Origin of the sequence: Lysinibacillus sp. UGB7 (assembly GCF_049058285.1) — a bacterium.
In the GTDB taxonomy this organism is placed as follows: Bacteria; Bacillota; Bacilli; order Bacillales_A; family Planococcaceae; genus Lysinibacillus; species Lysinibacillus sphaericus_B.
Genome location: NZ_JBMGUV010000014.1, coordinates 13,354 through 34,343, shown reverse-complemented (window position 1 = coordinate 34,343; position 20,990 = coordinate 13,354). Strand labels below are relative to the sequence as shown.

The following is a 20,990-nucleotide window of genomic DNA, read 5'->3' as shown; positions in this document are numbered from 1 at the left end:
AAATTAGAATAAATAAAGGAGAGATGATCTTGTCATTTAAAAAAGCGTTAGAACGTTATATAGAAGCAACGAACTCACATGATTTCAATAAAGTAAAAGAAATATTACATCCGGAAGCCGTTTATTGGTTTTCTGATAAAACATGCACATCGATCGAAGAAATCGGCGATTATTTCGATAAAGCATGGGATCTTATAAAGGAAGAGGTATATAGTGCTACGAATGTTCAATGGCTTACAGTTGATGAAACAGCCGCTACCTGTATTTATACTTACCACTACGAAGGCTATCATGATGGGGAATTTGTATCTGGGAGCGGAAGAGCAACGAATATCTTTACTAAAGAGAATAATGAATGGAAGTTAATTCACGAACATTTAAGCAGTTAGCAGGTGATGCCCTAAGCCGAGAATGGCTTGATACATTTTATAAAAGAAAGTTTAGCGGTACGTTGTTAGCTGAAAGGTTTGATTGTATGGAACGCTTAGAAACAGAAGATGACTTAAAAAAATTAATTAAGGCAGATACCTGGATGATGGACATTTTAAAAACTGTGGACCAGCTACAGTTGCCTGATTGTTGGGTATGTGCAGGGTTTATTCGCTCTAAGGTGTGGGATACTCTTCATGAATTTAGTGATAGAACACCAATCGCCAATATTGATGTTATTTATTTCGATACATGGCTGACCTCAGAGACCATTGAAAAGCAGTATGAACGACAATTGCGAAAATATTTACCAAATGAGCCTTGGTCTGTGAAAAATCAAGCAAGGATGCATTTGATAAATAATAGTAAACCTTATCAATGTTCTACAGATGGAATCGCGCATTTTCCAGAAACGCCAACAGCTATTGGGATTAGGTTAAATAATGATTTACTCGAAATGACTGCGCCTTACGGAATCAATCATTTAGTCGCTGGCATTGTCTCTCCTACACCATACTTTCAAAAAGATGAGCGAATGTATGAGATTTATAAACAAAGAATACACAATAAACAGTGGAAATCAACCTGGCCAAAGTTAAAGATCTTTGACTGAAGTAGAGGAGCGGGAGAGCTTGAACCAAGATAAAAAACAAATATTGGCACACTACGAAAGCTCTCGGATGTGGGTGGAGAGCTTGGCGAGTGTAACAGAAGAACAGTGGCGAACACCAATAGCAGTGGGAAAATGGTCGATTGCCGAGGTTATTGGACATCTTATCCCATGGGATGAATTTGTGGTAAGTAAACGTATTCCGTTTCTATTTATGGAGGACAGTCTGCCAAAGGCACCGAATGTAAAGGAAATGAACGCAAACGCAGCCCATAGTAGTCGCTTACAAAGTAAGGAAGAAACGATGGCGAAGTTTTTAAATTGCAGACGACAACTTGTCAACGCGCTGCATCATCTCACAGATGAACAATGGCAGCAAAGCTTTCATATTGGTGAATCTGAACTTACACTTTATCGTTATTTTTTAGGCTTGGTGGAACATGATTTGCATCATTTTTTACAAATTGAGAAGGTGCTAAAGTGAAAGTAAATGGAATGGAAATTACGGTTAACCAGATAATTGATTACTATGCGCATGCATCTGTAACTTTTTTAGATGTTTTTACAAATAAAATGGAACCTGGGAGACAGGATGTTGGTCGAACCACAGCTCCTGGAAAGTGTGGATTAGTCGTCCCTCTCGCCGGATGTGCTAATTTTAGTTTCAATGGCACAACTTATACGATGGAGCCTGGAATGGTGGTACATGCTGGGCCTCAAATGCCAATAGAAATTAACGTGATTGGTGAAAAAATATGGGAGTATGCGGTCATCCATTATCATGTTACACCAGAGGTAAGAGCACTTTTTCCACTTACTCAACAGCATTTCTTAATAAATACTGGGGATAATACAAAGATTATTAGTTTCGTACAGCAACTTATAGAAAGCTATTCAATGCTAGGTAGTATGGCAACATTCAAAACAAAGACGTTATTTATGAATCTAGTGGAAGCTATTCTTGTTTCGGCAAAAATGAAGGTTTTAGATACAGCCAGTGAAAAGATGGAACAGGTTTTACAATACATACACAAAAACCATGCTAAACAACTTTCGATAACGAAGATAGCGGAGGAATTTGGTGTGGAGCGTCGTCGATTTGCTGATTTATTTGAACAGCATACAGGTATGAATCCAAGTAGCTATTTAACGGAATATCGTATAAGAAGAGCAAAGGAATTATTGCGATCATGCGATAGTACAGTAGCGGAAATAGCAGAATGTGTAGGCTATGTAGATTGTTTTTACTTTAGTCGGGTATTTAAAAAATGTACGGGTATGTCCCCGACAATGTATCGAAAGATGGTGAATGAGGAAGCTAAATATGTATAAAAGAGTTGTATCTTGTATAAGAGAAACAACTCCTTTTTATATTAAAAGTCGGCAAAAGTCCATGTGATAATTAAATATGTCCATTCACAGCTGTTTTTCTCTTTGTTAAAATAGCATCCATAAATGATAATGAATATCAATTAAATCTATGAATACTATTGACTTATAATTGAAAATGATTATCATTATCAATATAGATACTGAGAATGATTAGGAGAGAATAAACATGAATAAATATTTCAAAATGTGTGCACCTGCACTTTTAGCTTTATCACTTGCAGCGTGTGGTTCAGAAAAAGCAGAAGAGACTACACCTGCAACGAGCTCAGCGGTAGAATCAAGTACTACAGAAGCTCAGGAACAGGCTACAACTCAGAAAATTACATATCTCGGTGAGACATATGAATTACCAGCTAAGGTTAATAACATTGTAGCAGCGAGCTTAGAGTCAATGGAGGACGCAGCAATGCTTGGCATTAAACCTGTCGGTGTGCTTGAAATTGCTGGGAAAGTCCCTTCATACCTTGCTACGGATTTTGCAGATGCTAAACTTATAGGTACCAAAATGGAGCCGAATGCAGAGGCGATTTTAGCACTTGATCCAGACGTGATTATTGGAACATCAAAATTCCCTGAAGAAACGGCTGAAAAGCTGAAAAAAATCCAAACAATGATTCCTTATTCACATATTTCAATAAACTGGAAGGAAAACTTAAAAGTACTTGCACAGCTTGCTGGTAAAGAGACTGAGGCAGAAAAAATTATTGCAGACTATGAGGCAAAAGTGGCTGATTCACAAGTGAAATCAAAAGAGCAATTAGCAGATAAATCAGTGTTAATCATTCGTGTTCGTGGCGGTGTGATGTATATCTACCCTGCAGGAGTGTACTTAAACCCAATACTATATGAAGATTTAGGGGCGCCAGTACCAGAGATTGTGAACACGGTAAAAGCCCAGGCTGAACTTTCACTTGAAACATTAGCGGAGGTAAATCCAGATGCTATCTTCCTACAATTTGAGCAATCTGAAAATACAGATGCACCAAAAGCGTTAGAGGAACTACAAAAGAACCCGATTTTTGCAAGCTTAAAGGCATCTCAAAACAATGAGATTTTTGTTAATGCAATTGAGCCATTAGCTCAAGGTGGTACTACCTGGTCTAACGTTAAATTCTTAGATGTTGCAGCGGAAAAATTACTTAAATAGTTTAAACAGGCTGGTAGTAGATTTGGTGGTGTCACCGGGCTATTATCAGCCTTTTGTAAGATAGAGTTCAAATAGAAAAAGGTGTGGAAGTTGAAAAAAACAAATATTGTGTCATTTGCTATATTAGCAGCTACCCCATTCCTGATAACGGTTGTGGCATTAATTTCGGTTATGTACGGTACAAAAGATATTAGTGCATTAACGGTGTGGCAGGCGATTATAGCTTTTGACCCTTCGAATGTTGATCACCAGATTATTCGTACAGGACGTATTCCTCGAATTGCCGCGGTATTACTAGTGGGCGCATTTTTGGCAGTAGCTGGCGCAGTTATGCAAGGTATTACACGAAATTATCTGGCATCTCCCTCACTGATGGGCGTTAATGATGGTTCTGCATTTGTGATCACGTTAGCAATAGTATTTTTTCCAGGTCTCCCAAATTATCAAATGATTTTACTTTCTATGCTTGGTTCTGCATTAGGTGCAGGTATAGTGTTTGGTTTTGGCTCCCTAATTCGAAATGGGCTATCACCAGTAAGGCTTGCCATTATAGGAACGGTAATTGGTACATTTTTGAGCAGTATTGCTACAGCAATTGCAATGTATTTCCAAGTGTCGCAAACAGTAAGTGTTTGGTATAACACAAAGGTACATACCGTAGATATTGATATGCTACTTCTAGCCATTCCATTTGGAGTAGTCGGTTTAGTTCTTGCTTTATTATCAGCAAGAGCTATCACCATAACCTCATTAGGTGAAGATATTGCCTTAGGTCTTGGACAAAAAACGAAAGCAGTAAAAATTATTAGTATGTTAGCTGTTGTGTGCTTAACAGGGACGGCGGTAGCGCTTGTCGGAAAAATAGCCTTTGTAGGGCTAGTAATACCCCATATTACACGTTTCCTTGTCGGTGTAGATTACCGCTTTATCATTCCTTGTGCAGCAGCAATAGGTGCATTTTTCTTGGCGCTCTGTGATGTACTCAGTCGTTATGTTAATTACCCAATGGAAACGCCAATCGGGGTATTAACAGCAATAGTTGGTGTCCCATTCTTCTTATATTTAATTCGTAAGCACGGAGGTGAAAAACGTGCGTAAAAATACCTCACGTGTATTTGTATTAACAATCTCTATACTCATTTTATTTATATTAGGTGCTAGTTATCTACATATTACAAATGGTGTCTTTGATATGTCTGTCATCGATGTAGTGAAAACATTGCTACGTATTGAACCGAATCCTAAATTTGATTTAGTTATTTTTGAATTCCGCTTACCTCGTATTGTTATTGCAGCACTAGTTGGTATTGGACTAGGGATGGCAGGGGTGGTGCTACAGGGCATTACACGGAATGGTTTAGCAGACCCAGGGATTTTAGGGATTAATGCTGGGGCTGGTGCAGCCGTTGTCATTTTCATGTTTTTCTTCCAACTGAATATTGTTACTGCGGATTTGAATAGCTGGTTATCGATTTTAATGATGCCTATGTTCGGTTTTGTAGGAGGTGCGATGGCAGCTGCACTTATTTTTTCCTTTGCACTTAAAAATGGTCACTTAGATATGCAACGACTAATCTTAACAGGTATTGCCATTAATAGTGGCTTTGGGGCATTGACGTTGTTTTTATCATTGAAAATGAATGCGCAGGATTATGAATCTGCCGCTGTTTGGATGGCTGGCTCCATTTATAATGCTAACTGGATTTTTGTTGCCGCTATGCTACCGTGGCTGATAATACTAAGCTTTTATGTTTATCAGAAATCGTATTTACTCGATTATTTCCAGCTAGAAGAAGATAGTATTACTAGCTTAGGGATAGCGGTAGAAAAAGAGAAAATCAAACTGTTATTAGCGAGTGTCGGCTTAGTGAGTGCGTGTGTGTCCGTATCAGGTAGTATTGGCTTTATCGGTTTAATGGCTCCTCATATAGCGAAACAGCTGGTCGGTATTCAGCATCGTTATGTAATGCCAGCAAGTGCACTGATTGGCGCATGCTTGCTTGTTATCGCAGACTTTATCGGAAAAACGGTGTTTGCACCATCGGAATTAGCGGTTGGTATAGTCGTATCCATTATTGGCATTCCGTATTTCTTATATTTATTAGTGAAATCAAAGGCATAGGAGGAAATAGCATGCAAACTGCATTTCGTATGGAAAATTTATCGTCTGGCTATGAGCAGGTTCGTGTGTTTGAAGGCTTAAATTTATCGATTGAAGAGGGAAAAGTAACAACAATCATTGGGCCAAATGGTTGCGGTAAATCAACGCTATTGAAAACAATTGGACGGATTTTAAAGAAACAGCAAGGGACTGTCTATTTACAGGAGCAAAATATGCAAAATTTATCATCAAAGGATATAGCCAAAAAGCTTGCTATTTTATCGCAAACGCCAGTCGCGCCTGGACAGTTAAAGGTTGAGGAACTGGTTGCCTATGGCCGTTATCCACATCGTAATAATGTCAATCGCTTAACCAAGAAAGATGAAGAGATGATTGAGTGGTCTTTATCTGTTACAAATACAATTGATTTTCGTAATCGTGAAATTGCCCAACTTTCAGGTGGACAACGTCAGCGAGTGTGGTTGGCAATGGCACTAGCCCAAGAAACAAATATTTTGTTATTAGATGAACCGACAACATACTTAGATATGGCCCATCAATTAGAAGTGCTGGACATTGTCAAAAGCTTGAACGAAAAACATGGTTGTACAATTGTAATGGTTTTGCATGACATCAATCATGCCGCACGATATTCAGACCATTTAATAGCAATGCGTCAAGGTGCTGTTATCGAGATGGGGACTCCGAAAGAAATTTTATGTGCTGATGTAATGCGTAAGGTATTTCATATTAATGCACGCATCATGGAAGATCCAGCAACGAAAACACCTGTGTGCTATGGTTACGATATTTTGAAGGAGCAAACAGATGAGCATTGAAAAATTAGAAGGAACACTTGATTATTCAACCTATCAAATTAGCTCGAAGTTCACAGACTATAAATATTCAGTTTATATTCATGTGCCACAGGGACAGGCACCGGAAGAGGGCTTCCCTATCTATTATGTGTTAGATGGCTCATCTTATTTCCATTTAGTGAAAGAAGCGGTGCGTCTACAGTGTCGCAATGCAGCAAAGACGCATGTAACACCCGCGATTGTTGTCGGAATTGGTCATGGAGAAGATATGCAAGAACGACGCTTTTATGACTTTACTGCACCCGCAAAAGAATATAGCTACCCAGCAAGGTTTAAAGGAAAGGGCTATGACAAGCATGGTGGAGCCGCGGACTTTAGCAGATTTTTAGAAGAGGAGTTAAAGCCAAGTATTCAGGCTCAATTCCAGGTAAATGTAGAACAGCAAACACTTTTCGGCCATTCATTGGCGGGCTATTTTGTACTGTGGCAATTATTTTCTGCGACATCGAATTTCCAAAGCTATATAGCGATCAGCCCATCAATTTGGTGGAACAACCATGAATTATTACCTAAGGCAGCATCGTTTATGAAAGAGCAAACGGTTGTAAATGAAAAATTATTTATCGGTGTAGGTGAGCTGGAAACCTTCATGGTAGATGATGCGCGACAAATGGTCAGTGATTTAGGGAATATGATAGAAATCGCTTTTTATGAAGCGATGGATGAAAATCATGCATCAGTCGTCCCCACTGTTATGAGTAAAGCGATACGTTTTGTGAATAACCATTAATTTTATTTATATAGTAGTGTAAGGGAATTTAAGATGCTTTTATTTACCGAAAGCCATAGAAGCCTTTACACAATCTAAAAGAAGTAAATTTGGATAGCCGCATTATCTTTTGATAATGCGGTTTATTTGTGTTTAAAAAAATATTGAAATGAATAATAAAACACAAGGGGATGCGAGTGATGTGGAGATAGTACTAGCAGATGTAATTCACGGTGAATGATGTAGGAATTTATTTTTTAGACTTGCTGTTATTTCACAAAATCAGGGACAAGGATTGGCCAAGACTTTAATTGTTGAGCTTGAAAAATATGCACGTACACATAGAAAAAGTATAAGTGAATGTAAAGTGCGCATGCGTGTTCAAAAAAATATTGAGTTTTATCAAGCACTAGGCTATGTTATTACAAAAGAAGAAATCATTGTAAATCGTAACAGCATTGCCATTCCAGTCGTGACAATGGCAAAGGCGCTTTCCAATTAGGGGGGATAACTTGAAGAAAAAAGTAGGCTGTTTGCATGCCCATCATTCGAATATTGACTACATAGAGCAGGCATTTAGAAGTAATGAAGATATAGAACTTGTACATTTTGTTGACCCAGGGCTTATGCACCGCGTGACTGAGGGAGCTGAAGGGCTATCACTAAAGGTAAGAGAGCAATTGGAGTGGATGTCGAGCTGTAATGTTGATGCCATTTTAATAACATGTACAAATTACATTGCGCTATTGATGGAGGAACAGTTGGCACTCTCTATTCCCATTATCAAGATCGATGAGCCTTATTTTGCGACTATTTGTGAGGACGCGCATCCTCAAACGATACTCTTTACAAATCCTGCGACTGTAGAGGGCACAATGAAACGGCTTCAGCAGTTTGCCAAGCACCATGACAAGGCAATAGAAATTGAAGCAAAGGTGATCGATGATACATTTGAGTTGATTATGCAGGGCAAAAAGGAAGCATATAATAAGGCGCTTTTGCAATTTCTCCATGAAATTGTGAATGAGCAGCAGTCAATATCTGTAGCACAACTATCGATGGTAGAGGCGGCACAGCAATTTGACAAGGAAATGGGAACAGCAATTATACATCCTTTACAAGCTTTAGTTCGTGCGGTTTTAACACAATTAAAAATAACATAAACCTCAATAAAATTGACTTGAGGTGAAACTTGTAATAAATGATTTTTAGACCTCAAAATTGATACTTTGGTTTATGAAATTAATGAGTAAATTGACCACAACATTAAATTAAATAAAAGTGCTTGGCAAGAAAACTTTTAAATTGTTAGTGTATTGAGTAAATAGAAACGGAGGAAAGCTAATGAACGATATACGATATCCAATTGGACAATTTCGATTTCCAGAAGTCACTACGGCACAGCAAGTAAGGGAATGGATGGAGGACATCCGCCTTTTGCCGAGGCAACTTGCTGAAACACTGGGGGGTGCAAGTGAACAATCATTAGCAAAATCCTACCGAGAAAATGGTTGGACTGTATCGCAACTTGTCCATCATATTGCGGATAGCCATATGAATAGCTATATTCGTTTTAAGCTAGCTTTAACTGAGGATACACCAACGATTAAGCCCTACAATGAAGAAGATTGGGCACGATTACCAGATTGTGAAGTGCCGGTAGCCACTTCCTATAAAATGATTGAAAGCTTGCATGAACGATGGGTTTATTTGCTGACAAGCTTAACAGAACAACAATTACAACGAGCATTTAATCATCCAGATTCAGGATTGATGACACTAGTAAAAGCTCTTGCTCTGTATGCATGGCATGGAAAACACCATCTTGCACATATTCAAAATGCTTTATCAAACTAGAAAATTTATAGAATACTAAATAGGCGATTTCTTGAGAAGAAGTCGCCTATTTGAATTTTTTAAATTACGATATCTACCATAGTTTATAGGTATTATGCAATAGTAATACCTGCACTTGCTGTTCCTGTTAATGTTTGCACAACAGTAACCCCAGAAGTAGTAATGGAGTAAACCATTAATAAGCGGTCACCTGTTACTACTGGCACTGGTGCTACATTTGCGGAAGCGAATGCAGTTTGACCTAGAGATACTAAACCAGTAAAGGCTGGTGCTAAGTTTACAGTTGCACTTGTAGCTGTGAAAAGACTACTTCCAGCAGGAGCACGGTAAACTGTTGCAGTGACTGTTGTTGTGCCGGCAATTACTGCAAGTGCAATTGTTGCAGTAAATGAAGCCGAAATAGCCGTAATATTACCAGGTCGTGGAACTGAAAATGCCTCTGTCACAATACCAGATAAATCAATAGTATTACCTACAATTGTTACACCAGGAACAGCAGTACCGAACCCGATTAAACTAGGTGTGGCAATCAAACCAGTAACTAAAGATGCTAATATAACAGGTGTGATACCGGAAGAGAAAGGAATGATGGAGCCAGTTGCTTGAGGTGGAATAATACATGCAGCATCAATTGCTACAAAAGGTCCAAGCGCTGTACATTGACCATTACCATTACCTGATGAGCAACCACATCCACCATGGTTCATAAAATTATTTGTACACATTTTTACACCCCCTTTCCTCATTATTCTATTCATCTAAGACTGGGAGTTACGGGCAATTATCTACATAGTGGTTTCTATATTGATAAGGGGCTTTCAGTCACTTGGTTATATACCTTTAAACAAAACACGAAAAAGTCCAATACGTATTTTTGTACATATTGGACGATTTTAAAAAATTAGTGTTGAAATCACGAATTCATGGTTTTAATTAACTCCATTTTCTAAAGAAATTGAAAAACGAGTTCTTTACTTTCTTATTTTCTTCTACAGTCGACTCTTTTATAAGTTCATGTTGCTTGTTTACCTCTTCAAGTGATATATGAATTTCATTGCTTTCCCCTGATTTAGTTTCAAAAACCACAATTTCATCTGGTGTTATAGTAGGAGAATTATTAGAATAGCCAGGTTCATTAACTGTTCCAGCGTCTACAAGGTTGCCAGGTTCATTAACTGTTCCAGCGTCTACAAGGTTGCCAGGTTCATTAACTGTTCCAGCGTCTACAAGGTTGCCAGGTTCATTAACTGTTCCAGAGTCTATAAGGTTGCCAGGTTCATTAACTGTTCCAGCGTCTACAAGGTTGCCAGGTTCATTAACTGTTCCAGCGTCTACAAGGTTGCCGGGTTCATTAACTATTTCAGAATTTACATCATTGACTGATTCAACAATTCTCTGAGAATTCACATGGCCGATGGAATCATTAATTTTTGGAGAAATCCTCTGATTGTCAGTTTCAACTACTCTTTTTGAATTCCCGTAATCGACAGAGGCATTTATTTTTTCAGATTCTACATCATTGACGGATTCATTAACGATAGAAGAATTTAAGGCATTATTATCGAAGGATTCATTGTTTATAGCAGATGAAACGGTATTAGGATTATAAACACTAACTGGGATCTCCTGTGCGTCAGTAGCTTTTTTAAAATGGAAGGTGGATTCTACGGTGGTATTTCTGTATAGGCCATTATATATTTGGCTTGGTTGAGTATTTATCGATTGAAAGTATTGTTGATTAAAATGGCGTTCTTCGGGTTTGTTTCCCTGTATGTCATTTTGAGCAGAAGGTATTCCATTGTTTAAATTTACTTGCATATTTGTTGCTTTTCCTGCCAAACTCTGCAGCAGTTTATAAGATGGTTGCTTTGATGTAATAGTGGATTGATCTGCTGTCTGTGTGATTCTAGGATGCCTTTGTGAATCGTTAGCCGTAGAATTAGCATTTTTTTCAATGGCAGGTAAAGTGGTTGAAGCTTCATTAACTTCAATTGTTATTAATCTGTTTAAAACCATGAAAATTTCTTGATTCATTTCTTCAATGGTTTGATTTAAAGACTCAATTTGTGTCGAAAGTAGTTTTATTTGGTCCTCATATCCTTTGATGTGTGAATTTTGCTTATCATCTAATGTTTCTGTTAGCCCTTCCAAATGTGCGATTTGCGTTTTTAGCCCATCAAACTCGTTTTTCATAAATAGGAATTCTTCAATTGATGTCCCCATTTTTAATGAAGTTAACGTTTCCCTATAGGTCTCAATTTTTTGTTTTAATCTTTCGATTTCTTGAGTGGAGTACAATTTAGAATCTTCCATTGCATTTCACCCCTTTCAGTCCTTTAATATTTTATTAAAAATATTGTAATTCTGTTACAGATATACCGGTTCTTTTTAACATTCTTGTTCCTCTTTAAGAGGAGGTTTTTGTAAGTAAAAATGATACATGCCGATATTCATGACTTTTAATAAATATCATGTAGAACTATTTATTAGCCCATACACTTATAGCCAGAATACATATGCTACAAACGAAAGATAAAAAACTTATGGAGGTGTCAAAAGGATGCAAGAAAATATGCCATCCCAGGATCGAGAATTAATTTGTATAAATGTCGATAAGGTATATGACTGGATTGTAAAGGAGATGTCGTTTGATATTTCACCAACTGGACCAATTACTTTCCCAGGCGTAACAGCGACGACAGACTTAACAGGTGCAATTGTTTCATGTAGAGTAATCCCAGCAGCTACAAATCCAATTGTGATCCTAAACCGTGAGAATCGTCAATTCTCCATTGATGGATCAACTGTATGTCTTCAACATCTAAATATTCAAAAGAACTTCATTCTAACGATTGTAGTTACTTTACCAACTGGCGCGGTTTTCACAAGTACTGATATTCCGGTTTCACGCTGTGAGCAAGTTACATTATGTGCACCTAAAGGGACAGATGTAGAAATATTATATACAGATTTAGATTGCTTCGTATGTACAACTGGAACACTTACAGCTGGAGCAGGTACAATTACGTTTTCTGCGTTAACAATTACTGTAGCTGTTTGTCAAAGTATCCAGTCTACATTCCCTGTTACTGTTGAATTCTTAGCAACTTTCTGCGAACCAAGAGCAGATTTACCGTTCTCATGTCCAACTGCAGTTCGTCCAAAGCAATGCTCAATTATTTTCCCAACTGGCGGTTAATAGTGCTAACACATAACTAAAAGTCATATCTTGAAGAGAGGGTAATCCTCTCTTTTTTTATTGTTCTAAAATATGATGGTGGAGCCCTAGCGCAAAAAGCAAGATGTCTACATCTGGGTCACCACTATAACTGAATGTTTTAGTGCATTTGTTCAATCATGTGGTTTCAAACTCTAGATAGGGGGCAGTTAAATGAGGACTGGCAGAAATGATGTAGAACAAAAAATAAATGAACTTAAAGGACAAACGGAATCGTATGTTATTGAAATTAAAAAGATGGTTGAGGACCTTATTATTCCTGACAGTGTAAACATCATCAGTTATTTCACTTCTTCGTTCAATATTTCCTATGACCCTGAACAGGAGAGTTTGTGTTTAGGTTCCTTCCATATTCGAAACATGGGCAATCAGCCACTGACAAATCCATATTTGTGTATAAAGCTACCTGAAGATTCTCCTTTTTCCTTCTCTGGGCGCTATGTGTATGAGCATTTCAAACAGAATTTAAAGGGACCGACTAGTTGGGAACGAATAAATGATAAATCGAGCAATGAGGAATTTTGGCTTAAACCTTTAGAAAAAACAGCGATTGAGCCTAATGAAACCATTTCCTTTTCGAACTTTCAGATTAAGTGGTCACATAATTTATCTTATTCAGGAACAATCATGGGCTTTACATATTGTGATCAACTCAAAGAGGGGGTTGCTGTTATAAACCCTATCAACCTAAATGGAATAACTCGTATACAGGAGGATGAAAATGAGTGAGTTAGATGAGCAAAATGTTGGGATGGAGCACATCCGCCAATTTATGATAGCTCAGCTGAATAAATTACCAGAGAATAGTAAGGAGAAAGATAATAGTTTTGCATTTTTAGAAAAAAGTACACTGAATTTACTGATAGCCTATCTGTTATCGGGAGAAAACCGTGGAAAGAGTGAAATAGTAGATGAAGAATTTGAATTATGGGTCTTAAAGCAGCTTGACGAAATCCTGGACGTTAACAAAAAGCAATTTGAAGAAATAATTGATTTTCTTAAAAAAATTCCGTGATAGGGGGTACCAATGTGAATAATGACAGCGTTAAAAATAACGATCCTATTCAGCTACAACAAATGATTATTTTTTTAAGAGCAGAATTAGCCAAATATAAAAAGGAAGTGGAAAGACTTAGAGCTAGCGATTATTATTCACTCGTACTCAGACTAGAACGGGAAAATGTACAATTAATCAATCGAGAAAAAGAGCTTTCGCTAGAGCTTAGTAAGCTAAGGCGAGAATTAGAAAAGGCATCGAAGGGCTATCAAGATGATATTCAGGTGAGGGAAAATCAAAGAAATAAACATATTTCTTCAATCGAGGCTTTATTGAAAGATAAAAATGATTTGCGTACGGAAAATGAACTATTAGTAGAAACACTAAAAGCCACTAAAGGTGAATTGATTTCAATGAAAGGAGAGCGGCAGGAACTACTGGGGGCAGATTATAAGTCTGCCATCGAAAATCTCGAAAATAAGCTAATTGATTTTACAAAAGAAACAAGCAAACAAATGGAAAGTATTGTTGGGGAATTAGGAATGATTCGTAGTGAAAGGAGTGGTTCCGATAACAACAATCAGTGTTTAGTAACAGAGATAGAACAAAAAAGAAGTGAGAATGAAAAACTCTTAAATGAAATAGCTGATTTAAAAGAACAGAGAGAACTTCTTTTAAAGAATGATTCTATACTTTCAAGTGGAAAAACCATTCTAAATTCTCAAACTTTATCAGATTTAGATACCCAAGTAAAAAAAATATTGGACCAATCGATGGGCTTCGAGGACCAGTTGGATGCTAAATTACGTATCCTGGATGACTTAGAACAGAAGTTGAATCAGCTTGCTATTGAAATAGAAGTTAAGAGAAGCTAGTAACTGTTAAGGATTATGTTAAGGAGGAACTTCTATTACGATAAGGTTTGCACAAAGACTAGGCTGATTCAAAAGTTTATTATACTTTTGAATCAGCCAATTTTTATAAGTTTAAAAGCTGGTTGAGTGGCAAATTAAGCACACGTAAGTTTTGTTCAACAGATTGGCGTACTTATTTCACTTTATTTTGTTTTTCTGTGTAAGATTACTCTTTTCACGCGGGGTGAATACTTTTTAGTTCTAGCCGTTCGGGGTTATTGCGCTTGTTTTTTGTCGTGATATAGTTTTTATCCCCTGTTTCTGTACAGGCTAATGTGATTTGTACACGCATAAAAACACCTCCTTTTAAATCGTAGTAATTACGCTTCATAAGATATTATGTTTACTTTCATTTGTCAAATACTGGTTTACTTAAAATAATAAATATTGCACTTTAATATTCTTTGTGTTTTAATTACAAAATATAAATAGTAATGATTACGATTTGAAGGAGATTAGAGAGATGACAAAGAAAATACCGGTTACAGTTTTAAGTGGTTATTTAGGTTCAGGTAAGACGACAATTATGAATCATGTGCTACAAAATAAGCAAAATATGCGTGTGGCAGTTATTGTCAATGATATGAGTGAAATCAATATTGACGCTGAATTGATTGCGAAGGGTAGCGGTATTTCACGCACTGAAGAAAAATTTGTAGAGCTATCAAACGGTTGCATTTGCTGTACGTTACGTGAGGATTTACTACAGGAGGTAGAGCGTCTTGCAGGGCTCGGGAATATTGACTATATCTTGATAGAATCCACAGGCATTAGTGAGCCGATACCAGTTGCACAAACATTTAGCTATATGGACGAGGAACTTGATATTGATCTTACAAAGTTTTGTCAGCTCGATACAATGGTGACAGTAGTGGATGCAAATCGTTTTTGGCATGATTTTCAATCTGGAGAGAGTCTGCTAGAGCGTAAGGAAGCGGTAGGGGAATTAGATGAGAGGGATGTAGCGGACCTACTGATTGACCAAATTGAGTTTTGTGACGTTCTTGTACTGAACAAATGTGATTTAGTGTCACAAGAGGAACTGGAAATATTAGATAGAATTTTACGAGTATTACAGCCTGAGGCAACATTAATTCGGACAACTAATGGTATTATAGAGCCGGCAGAAATATTAAATACGGGACGTTTTAACTTCGAACGCGTTTCACAATCTGCTGGTTGGTTAAAGGAGTTAGAGATTGGCCATGAAAATCATATACCGGAAACGGAAGAGTACGGCATCACGTCGTTCACCTATCAGCGCAGAATGCCATTTCATCCATTGCGATTTGTAGAGTGGTGTGACAATATGCCAGAGTCCATCGTTCGTGCCAAAGGGATTATTTGGAGTGCAAAACATCAGGAAGTGGCACTATTACTGTCACAAGCAGGTTCATCCGCAAAAATTGAACCCGTTTCATACTGGGTAGCGGCTTTACCTAAGGCACAGCAGCAGGATGTTTTTTTACAAAGTCCTGAAGTACTGGAAGATTGGGATGAAGAATTTGGTGATCGGTTGACACAACTCGTCATTATTGGCATTGAATTAGATAAAAAAGCCATTGTAAAAGAGCTGGATGCGTGTTTATTATCTGATGAAGAATTTAATGAACCGTGGGAGAACTTAGTAGATCCATTTAATTGGGACTGGAGTTAACAGAAACAAACAGGTTGTACCATTCCTCCGATGATGCTTACTCGTCGTACATGGAGCTAATAACGGACAATTTGCGCATTGTAGTGGATTGGATTTATACGGTCTTCTGCCTTCTTCGATGTCGTTGAATATGAGTTGATTGGAGCGCAGGCGGCGACTTCTGCGGGCATACATGAGCTAAAGGCCCCGCAGGAGCGTAGCGACGAGAAGATTGAAGCCACGCCCGCGAAAAACGTACGCCGTAGCGGAAATCAACGGGGCATGAGATGCTACTAATGAATAGATAAAGTTAAAAAAAAAGCAGTTGTTCGTCCTCCTATCCATCATCTCAATCATTTATAGACTTACACTCGTTGATTGGAGCGCAGGCGGCGACTTCTGCGGGAATAGCATGAGCGAAAAGTCCCCGCAGAAGCGTAGCGACGAGGAGACTGAAGCCATGCCCTCGAAAAAGCGTCCGTCGTAGAGGAAATCAACGGTTTCATATAGATATTTCTATTTTAAAAAGGAACTACCTCAAATTACTTTTGAGGTAGTTCCTTTTTAAATATTTTGTTATAGTTTGTTGCTTCACGCAATGCCTTTTCCTCAATGGGAATGCGTACAGAAAGCATTGTAATATTTAAAAGTGTAAAGCAAAATGCTGTGAAGTAAGCTTGAAACATTAAAGGTAGTAAAAGAATTTCCAAGCAAACAACTGCATAATTAGGGTGACGCATAAATGTATATGGTCCTTTTCGCACTACTTCCGCACCAGGCAATATGATAATTTTTGTATTCCAAAAAGGTCCTAGTGAATGGATACACCAGATACGTAGTGCTTGCACCGCAATAAATAGTAAAAAGAATAAAGGGAATAAGGGCGAAAGACCATTGTTATTGGTGCTCCCTTCGGTTATTAAAAATAGAAAAAAGCTGAAATGCATGGCTACCATGTAGGGATAATGCGTTATTCCTACTTCATACGCCCCTTGCGAAAGCATCCACTTTTCATTACGTTTCGCTATAGAGACTTCTGTCAATCTTTGTAGAATGACAAGAATCAAGATAATATAAAAAAACATGCTACTCCCTCCATTTAAGTAATACAGCTTCCGCACAGAAGCCGGGACCGAGAGCGACGAGCAAACCAACATCATCTACTTGACCTTCTTTTAACATAAACTGCTCTAATACATATAACACTGTAGGGGATGACATATTTCCATGACGTCTTAATATTTCCCGAGAAATGTCGGTTTTTTGTTCCGCAAGATACAATGCATCCTCATAGGCCTTCAGCACTTTTTTACCTCCAGGATGAGCAATGAAATGATCAAGCTGTTCACTGTATAGCTCTTGTTCTACTAAGAATTGCTCAATAAATGGACCAAGCCAGTTCGTAATAATAGCAGGGATACTTTTCTGGAAAATGACATGAAGTCCATTGTTTTTAATATTCCAGCCCATTACATCTTCAGAATCTGGCATCCATTTAGAGCCAGTTGTGAGTATGGAAGGTGACGGCTTTCTTGTAGGTATTGTGACGTCATCTCCACAAACGAGAATACATGCTGCACCATCGGCAAAGAGAGAGGCACCTATTAAATTACTCTTTGAAAAGTCGTTTGGTTGAAAGGTTAAGCTGCAAAGTTCGACACAAACAACAAGTACCTTTGCTTGAGGGTGTGCTTTACAGAAATCATAGGCACGACTGACACCAGCTGCTCCACCAGCACAACCAAGTCCCCAAAGTGGCATGCGTTTTAGTCTGTCTGAAAAGGCAAGTTGGTTCATAACTCGAGCATCAATACTTGGTGTTGAAATGCCCGTACTACTAACAAAAATAATGGCATCGATTTCCTCAGGACAAATCGGTGTTGCTAAGAACGCTTCGTTTTGTAAACAGGCTTGTATGACGTCAACGCTGTATGCTGTTGCCAACTCAATATATAAGTTGTTACGTTCTTCAAAAGTATGCTCGGTACGATGCCATTCGGCAGGTACACAGAAATGGCGTGTCTCAATACCACCGCTTTCAAAGACTTTTAAGTAGCGTTCTAAACGTGCGACTTTTTTATGAAAAAGCTCTTTCGTTAGCTCCTCAGCATTTGCTTGATGTAATGTGTAAGGTGGTTGATATGTACTGATAGAAACGATTTTCGACAATTCAACATCTCCTTTGCAAAAGTGGTCTTAGTCATTGTATGCATGGGGGGAGTGGTTACATGCTTGATAATTTGGAATTGACAATTTCGCAAAATTTAGATATATTGGAAACAAATAAATGGAAGTAGGTGATGTGACATGATGAATAGATCTGTTTTTAGCGAATTGCAATTCGGGTTGTTCAATTTCACACGCCTAAAATATACATGTTAGACCTTGTTCAGTAGCTAGTTAAACTTCTACATAAATAAGGCTACTTGTACATTCTCTTGAACGTGCTGTGAAACCTTGTAACTGCCGAATTGCAGTTACAAGGTTTTTTATTTTTTCAGCAAATCAAATGCTGCATAAAGATAAAGTTTCGGTGAGTGCATAGATGTTTTGTGCACAAATATGCTGAAGCGTAAATAACATGCATATATCAGGAGGAAAACGAATTGAATTTAACAACTTTAGGATTTTCAACATATTTTGAAGAGCAAATGACGACGTTTAAAGAGGAGTCGAAATTAGCCAACTGTATCCCGGCGCGAGTGACTTTAGAGCATAAACACTCATATCGTGTATTGACAGAAGAAGGAGAGTGGCTAGCAACGATTGCTGGGCATTTCGCATATACTTCTCTAGCACGAGAAGACTTCCCAGCTGTTGGAGATTGGGTGTTGGTCGAGAAAATGGCTGGCGAAGAAAAGGCAATTATTCATAAACTATTTGAACGAAAATCAGTTTTTTCACGTAAGGTTGCAGGTCGAGAAATAACGGAGCAAATTGTAGCTTCAAATGTCGATGTTGTACTCCTTGTAATGAGCTTAAATGCTGATTTTAATCTACGTCGTTTAGAACGTTATTTAGTAGCAGCCTGGGACTCAGGCGCCAAGCCAATTATTGTACTGACAAAGGCAGACTTATGTGAAGACGTCGAGATTATGTTACGTGAGGTCGAAGCTATCGCATTTGGTGTAGATATTTTTGTGACAAGTGCTTTATCTGGGGAAGGCTTATCAGATATTCGTGCTCTTTTTACTGAGGGGATAACGGGTGCATTACTTGGTTCTTCAGGGGCCGGGAAGTCTACATTGACAAATGCACTCAGTGGCGAAACACTCATGAAAGTTTCGGATATTCGCGAGGACGATGCTAAAGGCCGCCATACGACGACACATCGTGAGTTAATTGTACTCCCAAATGGAGGTTGTTTAATTGATACGCCAGGAATGCGTGAGCTGCAATTATGGGATCAGGGAGATAGTCTTTCTGCCAGTTTTAAAGATATTGAAGAACTATCTGCTGCTTGTCACTATCGAGATTGCATGCATCAAGAGGAGCCAGGTTGTGCAGTTCAGCAAGCGATCATAGATGGGGCACTTGAAAGCTCACGTTTACAAAGCTACTTCAAGTTACAGAGGGAACTCGCATTTATGGAACGTAAAACCAATACACAGGCAAGATTAAACGAACAGCGGAAATGGAAGAAAATTTCCAAAGGATTGAAGAAAGGAAAAAAGAAATAAGCATGACGGAACAAAGATATTTGTGTTCTACTTTTTAATAAGGAATGTTGCATGAACAAAGGATGCGTATGTTCATAGTTATAGAGGAATAGGTAAGGAGTGACCGTGCGTGACGATACAAAACATCAATCATTTTTTATTTTCAGTTTCTAATTTAGGTAATTCCATAGCATTCTATAAAAACGTCTTCGATGCAAAATTATTAGTGAAAGGTAGCAACACAGCTTATTTCGATCTGAATGGACTGTGGCTTGCTTTAAATGTAGAGAAGGATATCCCGCGCAATGAGATTCATCAATCCTATACACATATTGCATTTTCAATTCTTGAAGAAGATTTCGATAAAATGTATGAGAAACTAATGCATTATAATGTCAATATTTTAGAAGGTAGACAGCGAGATGTGAGGGATGAAAAATCCATTTACTTTACGGATCCAGATGGTCATAAGTTTGAATTTCATACAGGTACTTTACAGGATAGATTACAATACTATAAAAAAGAAAAAGTGCATATGGAGTTTTTTGATTAATAGTAACAAGTAAGTGTCTCTAACTTTTGAGACGCTTATTTTTTGCAACATATTCAAAGAAGGATTGGTGACAACTGTTTGAAACTGTGGAAAAACATGAAATGAACCTTAACGAAAGTAGCAACGTTATATTCTTAGATTTAAGGTTCATAGGAAGGAGCAACTTTATGAAAAATGCAATTATTTTTGATATGGATGGCACTTTATTTCAAACCAATCTTATTTTGGAGCCAGCCCTTACATCGACTTTTGATGTACTGCGTGCAAAGGGCTTATGGCAAGAGGATACACCAATTGAAAAGTATCGTGAAATTATGGGTGTTCCTTTACCTATCGTATGGGAAACATTATGTCCAGAGCACTCCTTGGAAGTTCGTGAAGACAGTAATACTATATTCCATGCAAAACTTATCGAACAGATACAGCAGGGTAGAGGCGCATTGTATCCGAATACAGAGCAAACCCTAACGACTCTAGCAGAAACCTATAATTTATACATAGCAAGTAATGGTCAAATCGAGTATTTGCAAGCCATTGTTGAAACTTATCAGTTAACACGCTTTTTCAAAAATATCTATAGTATTCAGTCCATCTCAAGTGGTCACAAATCAGATTTGGTTCGTACAGTAATTGAAGAAAATAACATTCAACATGGAGCAGTTGTCGGTGATCGTGTCTCTGATATTCAAGCGGCTCAAGATAATCACCTTCTTTCAATTGGTGTACGCTTTGATTTTGCACAGGAAAGTGAATTACAAGAAGCGGATGTTGTCATTGATGATCTAAAGGAACTGCTAACCGTACTAAACTAATTTTAAAAACCTTTAGCATTTATCTCTAACATTTTAAAATTTATCGCCCAACTTTTTA

23 protein-coding genes and 2 pseudogenes are annotated in these 20,990 nt (G+C 37.9%); 20 read left to right on the top strand and 5 right to left on the bottom strand.

The genetic code is table 11. The features are described 5' to 3' along the window. The first annotated feature begins 23 nt into the window (after positions 1-23). The 12 genes and pseudogenes from ACOMCU_RS13995 to ACOMCU_RS13940 all read left to right on the top strand — a co-directional run bounded on the left by ACOMCU_RS13995 (position 24) and on the right by ACOMCU_RS13940 (position 9,123). Positions 24-389 (top strand): YybH family protein, encoded by a 366-nt coding sequence (locus tag ACOMCU_RS13995; protein WP_419185152.1) that lies wholly within the window; start codon positions 24-26, stop codon positions 387-389. Then, the gene (locus tag ACOMCU_RS13990) at positions 356-1,042 is read left to right on the top strand and encodes a nucleotidyltransferase family protein (protein ID WP_010860457.1); all 687 of its coding nucleotides are present in this window, start codon (positions 356-358) and stop codon (positions 1,040-1,042) included. The genes ACOMCU_RS13995 and ACOMCU_RS13990 overlap by 34 nt, the downstream gene beginning before the upstream one ends. A 19-nt stretch (positions 1,043-1,061) precedes the next feature. Next, positions 1,062-1,523, top strand: a complete 462-nt coding sequence (locus ACOMCU_RS13985) for a DinB family protein (protein ID WP_421050528.1) — start codon at positions 1,062-1,064, stop codon at positions 1,521-1,523. Further along, positions 1,520-2,371: a helix-turn-helix domain-containing protein gene (locus ACOMCU_RS13980; RefSeq protein WP_010860455.1), complete on the top strand. Its 852-nt coding sequence runs from the start codon at positions 1,520-1,522 to the stop codon at positions 2,369-2,371. The genes ACOMCU_RS13985 and ACOMCU_RS13980 overlap by 4 nt, the downstream gene beginning before the upstream one ends. Before the next feature lie 226 nt (positions 2,372-2,597). Continuing rightward, the gene (locus tag ACOMCU_RS13975; protein ID WP_010860454.1) at positions 2,598-3,578 is read left to right on the top strand and encodes an ABC transporter substrate-binding protein; all 981 of its coding nucleotides are present in this window, start codon (positions 2,598-2,600) and stop codon (positions 3,576-3,578) included. A gap of 90 nt (positions 3,579-3,668) precedes the next feature. Further along, complete coding sequence (locus ACOMCU_RS13970; protein ID WP_010860453.1) at positions 3,669-4,676, top strand: FecCD family ABC transporter permease; 1,008 nt, start codon at positions 3,669-3,671, stop codon at positions 4,674-4,676. Further along, positions 4,669-5,700, top strand: a complete 1,032-nt coding sequence (locus ACOMCU_RS13965; RefSeq protein ID WP_421050527.1) for a FecCD family ABC transporter permease — start codon at positions 4,669-4,671, stop codon at positions 5,698-5,700. The genes ACOMCU_RS13970 and ACOMCU_RS13965 overlap by 8 nt, the downstream gene beginning before the upstream one ends. A gap of 11 nt (positions 5,701-5,711) precedes the next feature. After that, on the top strand, positions 5,712-6,518 hold the full coding sequence (locus tag ACOMCU_RS13960; protein WP_010860451.1) for an ABC transporter ATP-binding protein: 807 nt from the start codon (positions 5,712-5,714) through the stop codon (positions 6,516-6,518). Then, complete coding sequence (locus tag ACOMCU_RS13955) at positions 6,508-7,287, top strand: alpha/beta hydrolase (protein WP_010860450.1); 780 nt, start codon at positions 6,508-6,510, stop codon at positions 7,285-7,287. Before ACOMCU_RS13960 ends, ACOMCU_RS13955 begins: the two co-directional genes overlap by 11 nt. Positions 7,288-7,531: 244 nt before the next feature. Then, positions 7,532-7,768 (top strand): annotated as a pseudogene (locus tag ACOMCU_RS13950) (GNAT family N-acetyltransferase); the annotation flags it as partial. A 10-nt stretch (positions 7,769-7,778) separates the two neighbouring features. Continuing rightward, complete coding sequence (locus ACOMCU_RS13945; RefSeq protein ID WP_010860448.1) at positions 7,779-8,429, top strand: aspartate/glutamate racemase family protein; 651 nt, start codon at positions 7,779-7,781, stop codon at positions 8,427-8,429. A 181-nt stretch (positions 8,430-8,610) separates the two neighbouring features. Next, positions 8,611-9,123 (top strand): YfiT family bacillithiol transferase, encoded by a 513-nt coding sequence (locus tag ACOMCU_RS13940; RefSeq protein ID WP_010860447.1) that lies wholly within the window; start codon positions 8,611-8,613, stop codon positions 9,121-9,123. Positions 9,124-9,215: 92 nt separating this feature from the next. Here ACOMCU_RS13940 and ACOMCU_RS13935 read toward each other — a convergent pair whose 3' ends face one another. Both ACOMCU_RS13935 and ACOMCU_RS13930 read right to left on the bottom strand, forming a co-directional pair. Further along, positions 9,216-9,848, bottom strand: coding sequence for an exosporium glycoprotein BclB-related protein (locus ACOMCU_RS13935; RefSeq protein WP_010860446.1), 633 nt, complete (start codon positions 9,846-9,848; stop codon positions 9,216-9,218). A gap of 208 nt (positions 9,849-10,056) precedes the next feature. After that, a complete protein-coding gene (locus tag ACOMCU_RS13930; RefSeq protein ID WP_421050526.1) occupies positions 10,057-11,436 on the bottom strand; it encodes a hypothetical protein in 1,380 nt (459 codons plus the stop codon). A 247-nt stretch (positions 11,437-11,683) separates the two neighbouring features. Between ACOMCU_RS13930 and ACOMCU_RS13925 the strand changes: the two genes are divergently transcribed. The 4 genes from ACOMCU_RS13925 to ACOMCU_RS13910 all read left to right on the top strand — a co-directional run bounded on the left by ACOMCU_RS13925 (position 11,684) and on the right by ACOMCU_RS13910 (position 14,233). After that, positions 11,684-12,322: a hypothetical protein gene (locus tag ACOMCU_RS13925; RefSeq protein ID WP_010860444.1), complete on the top strand. Its 639-nt coding sequence runs from the start codon at positions 11,684-11,686 to the stop codon at positions 12,320-12,322. A 192-nt stretch (positions 12,323-12,514) separates the two neighbouring features. Beyond that, positions 12,515-13,090, top strand: coding sequence for a hypothetical protein (locus tag ACOMCU_RS13920; protein ID WP_421050525.1), 576 nt, complete (start codon positions 12,515-12,517; stop codon positions 13,088-13,090). Next, on the top strand, positions 13,083-13,376 hold the full coding sequence (locus ACOMCU_RS13915; RefSeq protein WP_010860442.1) for a hypothetical protein: 294 nt from the start codon (positions 13,083-13,085) through the stop codon (positions 13,374-13,376). The genes ACOMCU_RS13920 and ACOMCU_RS13915 overlap by 8 nt, the downstream gene beginning before the upstream one ends. Before the next feature lie 14 nt (positions 13,377-13,390). Then, positions 13,391-14,233 carry a hypothetical protein gene (locus ACOMCU_RS13910; protein WP_010860441.1) on the top strand — a complete coding sequence of 281 codons (843 nt, stop codon included), beginning with the start codon at positions 13,391-13,393 and terminating at the stop codon, positions 14,231-14,233. Between the two features lie 182 nt (positions 14,234-14,415). Here ACOMCU_RS13910 and rpmG read toward each other — a convergent pair. Beyond that, a pseudogene (rpmG, locus tag ACOMCU_RS13905) lies at positions 14,416-14,564 on the bottom strand (50S ribosomal protein L33). A gap of 171 nt (positions 14,565-14,735) precedes the next feature. Between rpmG and ACOMCU_RS13900 the strand changes: the two are divergent. Further along, positions 14,736-15,929, top strand: a complete 1,194-nt coding sequence (locus ACOMCU_RS13900) for a GTP-binding protein (protein ID WP_010860439.1) — start codon at positions 14,736-14,738, stop codon at positions 15,927-15,929. Between the two features lie 521 nt (positions 15,930-16,450). Here ACOMCU_RS13900 and ACOMCU_RS13895 read toward each other — a convergent pair. Both ACOMCU_RS13895 and ACOMCU_RS13890 read right to left on the bottom strand, forming a co-directional pair. After that, complete coding sequence (locus ACOMCU_RS13895; RefSeq protein ID WP_010860438.1) at positions 16,451-16,993, bottom strand: isoprenylcysteine carboxyl methyltransferase family protein; 543 nt, start codon at positions 16,991-16,993, stop codon at positions 16,451-16,453. A gap of 1 nt (position 16,994) precedes the next feature. After that, complete coding sequence (locus tag ACOMCU_RS13890) at positions 16,995-18,077, bottom strand: type III polyketide synthase (protein WP_010860437.1); 1,083 nt, start codon at positions 18,075-18,077, stop codon at positions 16,995-16,997. Between the two features lie 437 nt (positions 18,078-18,514). Between ACOMCU_RS13890 and rsgA the strand changes: the two genes are divergently transcribed. From rsgA to ACOMCU_RS13875, 3 genes are all read left to right on the top strand, one after another. Then, positions 18,515-19,588, top strand: a complete 1,074-nt coding sequence (gene rsgA / locus ACOMCU_RS13885) for a ribosome small subunit-dependent GTPase A (RefSeq protein WP_010860436.1) — start codon at positions 18,515-18,517, stop codon at positions 19,586-19,588. A 109-nt stretch (positions 19,589-19,697) separates the two neighbouring features. Further along, the gene (gene fosM / locus ACOMCU_RS13880; protein WP_010860435.1) at positions 19,698-20,120 is read left to right on the top strand and encodes a FosM family fosfomycin resistance protein; all 423 of its coding nucleotides are present in this window, start codon (positions 19,698-19,700) and stop codon (positions 20,118-20,120) included. 167 nt (positions 20,121-20,287) lie between these two features. Continuing rightward, entirely contained in the window at positions 20,288-20,932 is a 645-nt protein-coding gene (locus tag ACOMCU_RS13875) for an HAD hydrolase-like protein (RefSeq protein WP_421050524.1), read from the top strand. Positions 20,933-20,990: the final 58 nt, after the last annotated feature.

Bases quoted from the DNA above. Each gene is read 5' to 3' on its own strand.
- ACOMCU_RS13995 (WP_419185152.1), top strand. From the start codon at position 24: ATGATCTTGTCATTTAAAAAAGCGTTAGAACGTTATATAGAAGCAACG.
- ACOMCU_RS13990 (WP_010860457.1), top strand. From the start codon at position 356: ATGGAAGTTAATTCACGAACATTTAAGCAGTTAGCAGGTGATGCCCTA.
- ACOMCU_RS13975 (WP_010860454.1), top strand. From the start codon at position 2,598: ATGAATAAATATTTCAAAATGTGTGCACCTGCACTTTTAGCTTTATCA.
- ACOMCU_RS13960 (WP_010860451.1), top strand. From the start codon at position 5,712: ATGCAAACTGCATTTCGTATGGAAAATTTATCGTCTGGCTATGAGCAG.
- ACOMCU_RS13955 (WP_010860450.1), top strand. From the start codon at position 6,508: ATGAGCATTGAAAAATTAGAAGGAACACTTGATTATTCAACCTATCAA.
- ACOMCU_RS13940 (WP_010860447.1), top strand. From the start codon at position 8,611: ATGAACGATATACGATATCCAATTGGACAATTTCGATTTCCAGAAGTC.
- ACOMCU_RS13935 (WP_010860446.1), bottom strand. From the start codon at position 9,848: ATGTGTACAAATAATTTTATGAACCATGGTGGATGTGGTTGCTCATCA.
- ACOMCU_RS13930 (WP_421050526.1), bottom strand. From the start codon at position 11,436: ATGGAAGATTCTAAATTGTACTCCACTCAAGAAATCGAAAGATTAAAA.
- ACOMCU_RS13925 (WP_010860444.1), top strand. From the start codon at position 11,684: ATGCAAGAAAATATGCCATCCCAGGATCGAGAATTAATTTGTATAAAT.
- ACOMCU_RS13920 (WP_421050525.1), top strand. From the start codon at position 12,515: ATGAGGACTGGCAGAAATGATGTAGAACAAAAAATAAATGAACTTAAA.
- ACOMCU_RS13915 (WP_010860442.1), top strand. From the start codon at position 13,083: ATGAGTGAGTTAGATGAGCAAAATGTTGGGATGGAGCACATCCGCCAA.
- ACOMCU_RS13900 (WP_010860439.1), top strand. From the start codon at position 14,736: ATGACAAAGAAAATACCGGTTACAGTTTTAAGTGGTTATTTAGGTTCA.
- ACOMCU_RS13895 (WP_010860438.1), bottom strand. From the start codon at position 16,993: ATGTTTTTTTATATTATCTTGATTCTTGTCATTCTACAAAGATTGACA.
- ACOMCU_RS13875 (WP_421050524.1), top strand. From the start codon at position 20,288: ATGAAAAATGCAATTATTTTTGATATGGATGGCACTTTATTTCAAACC.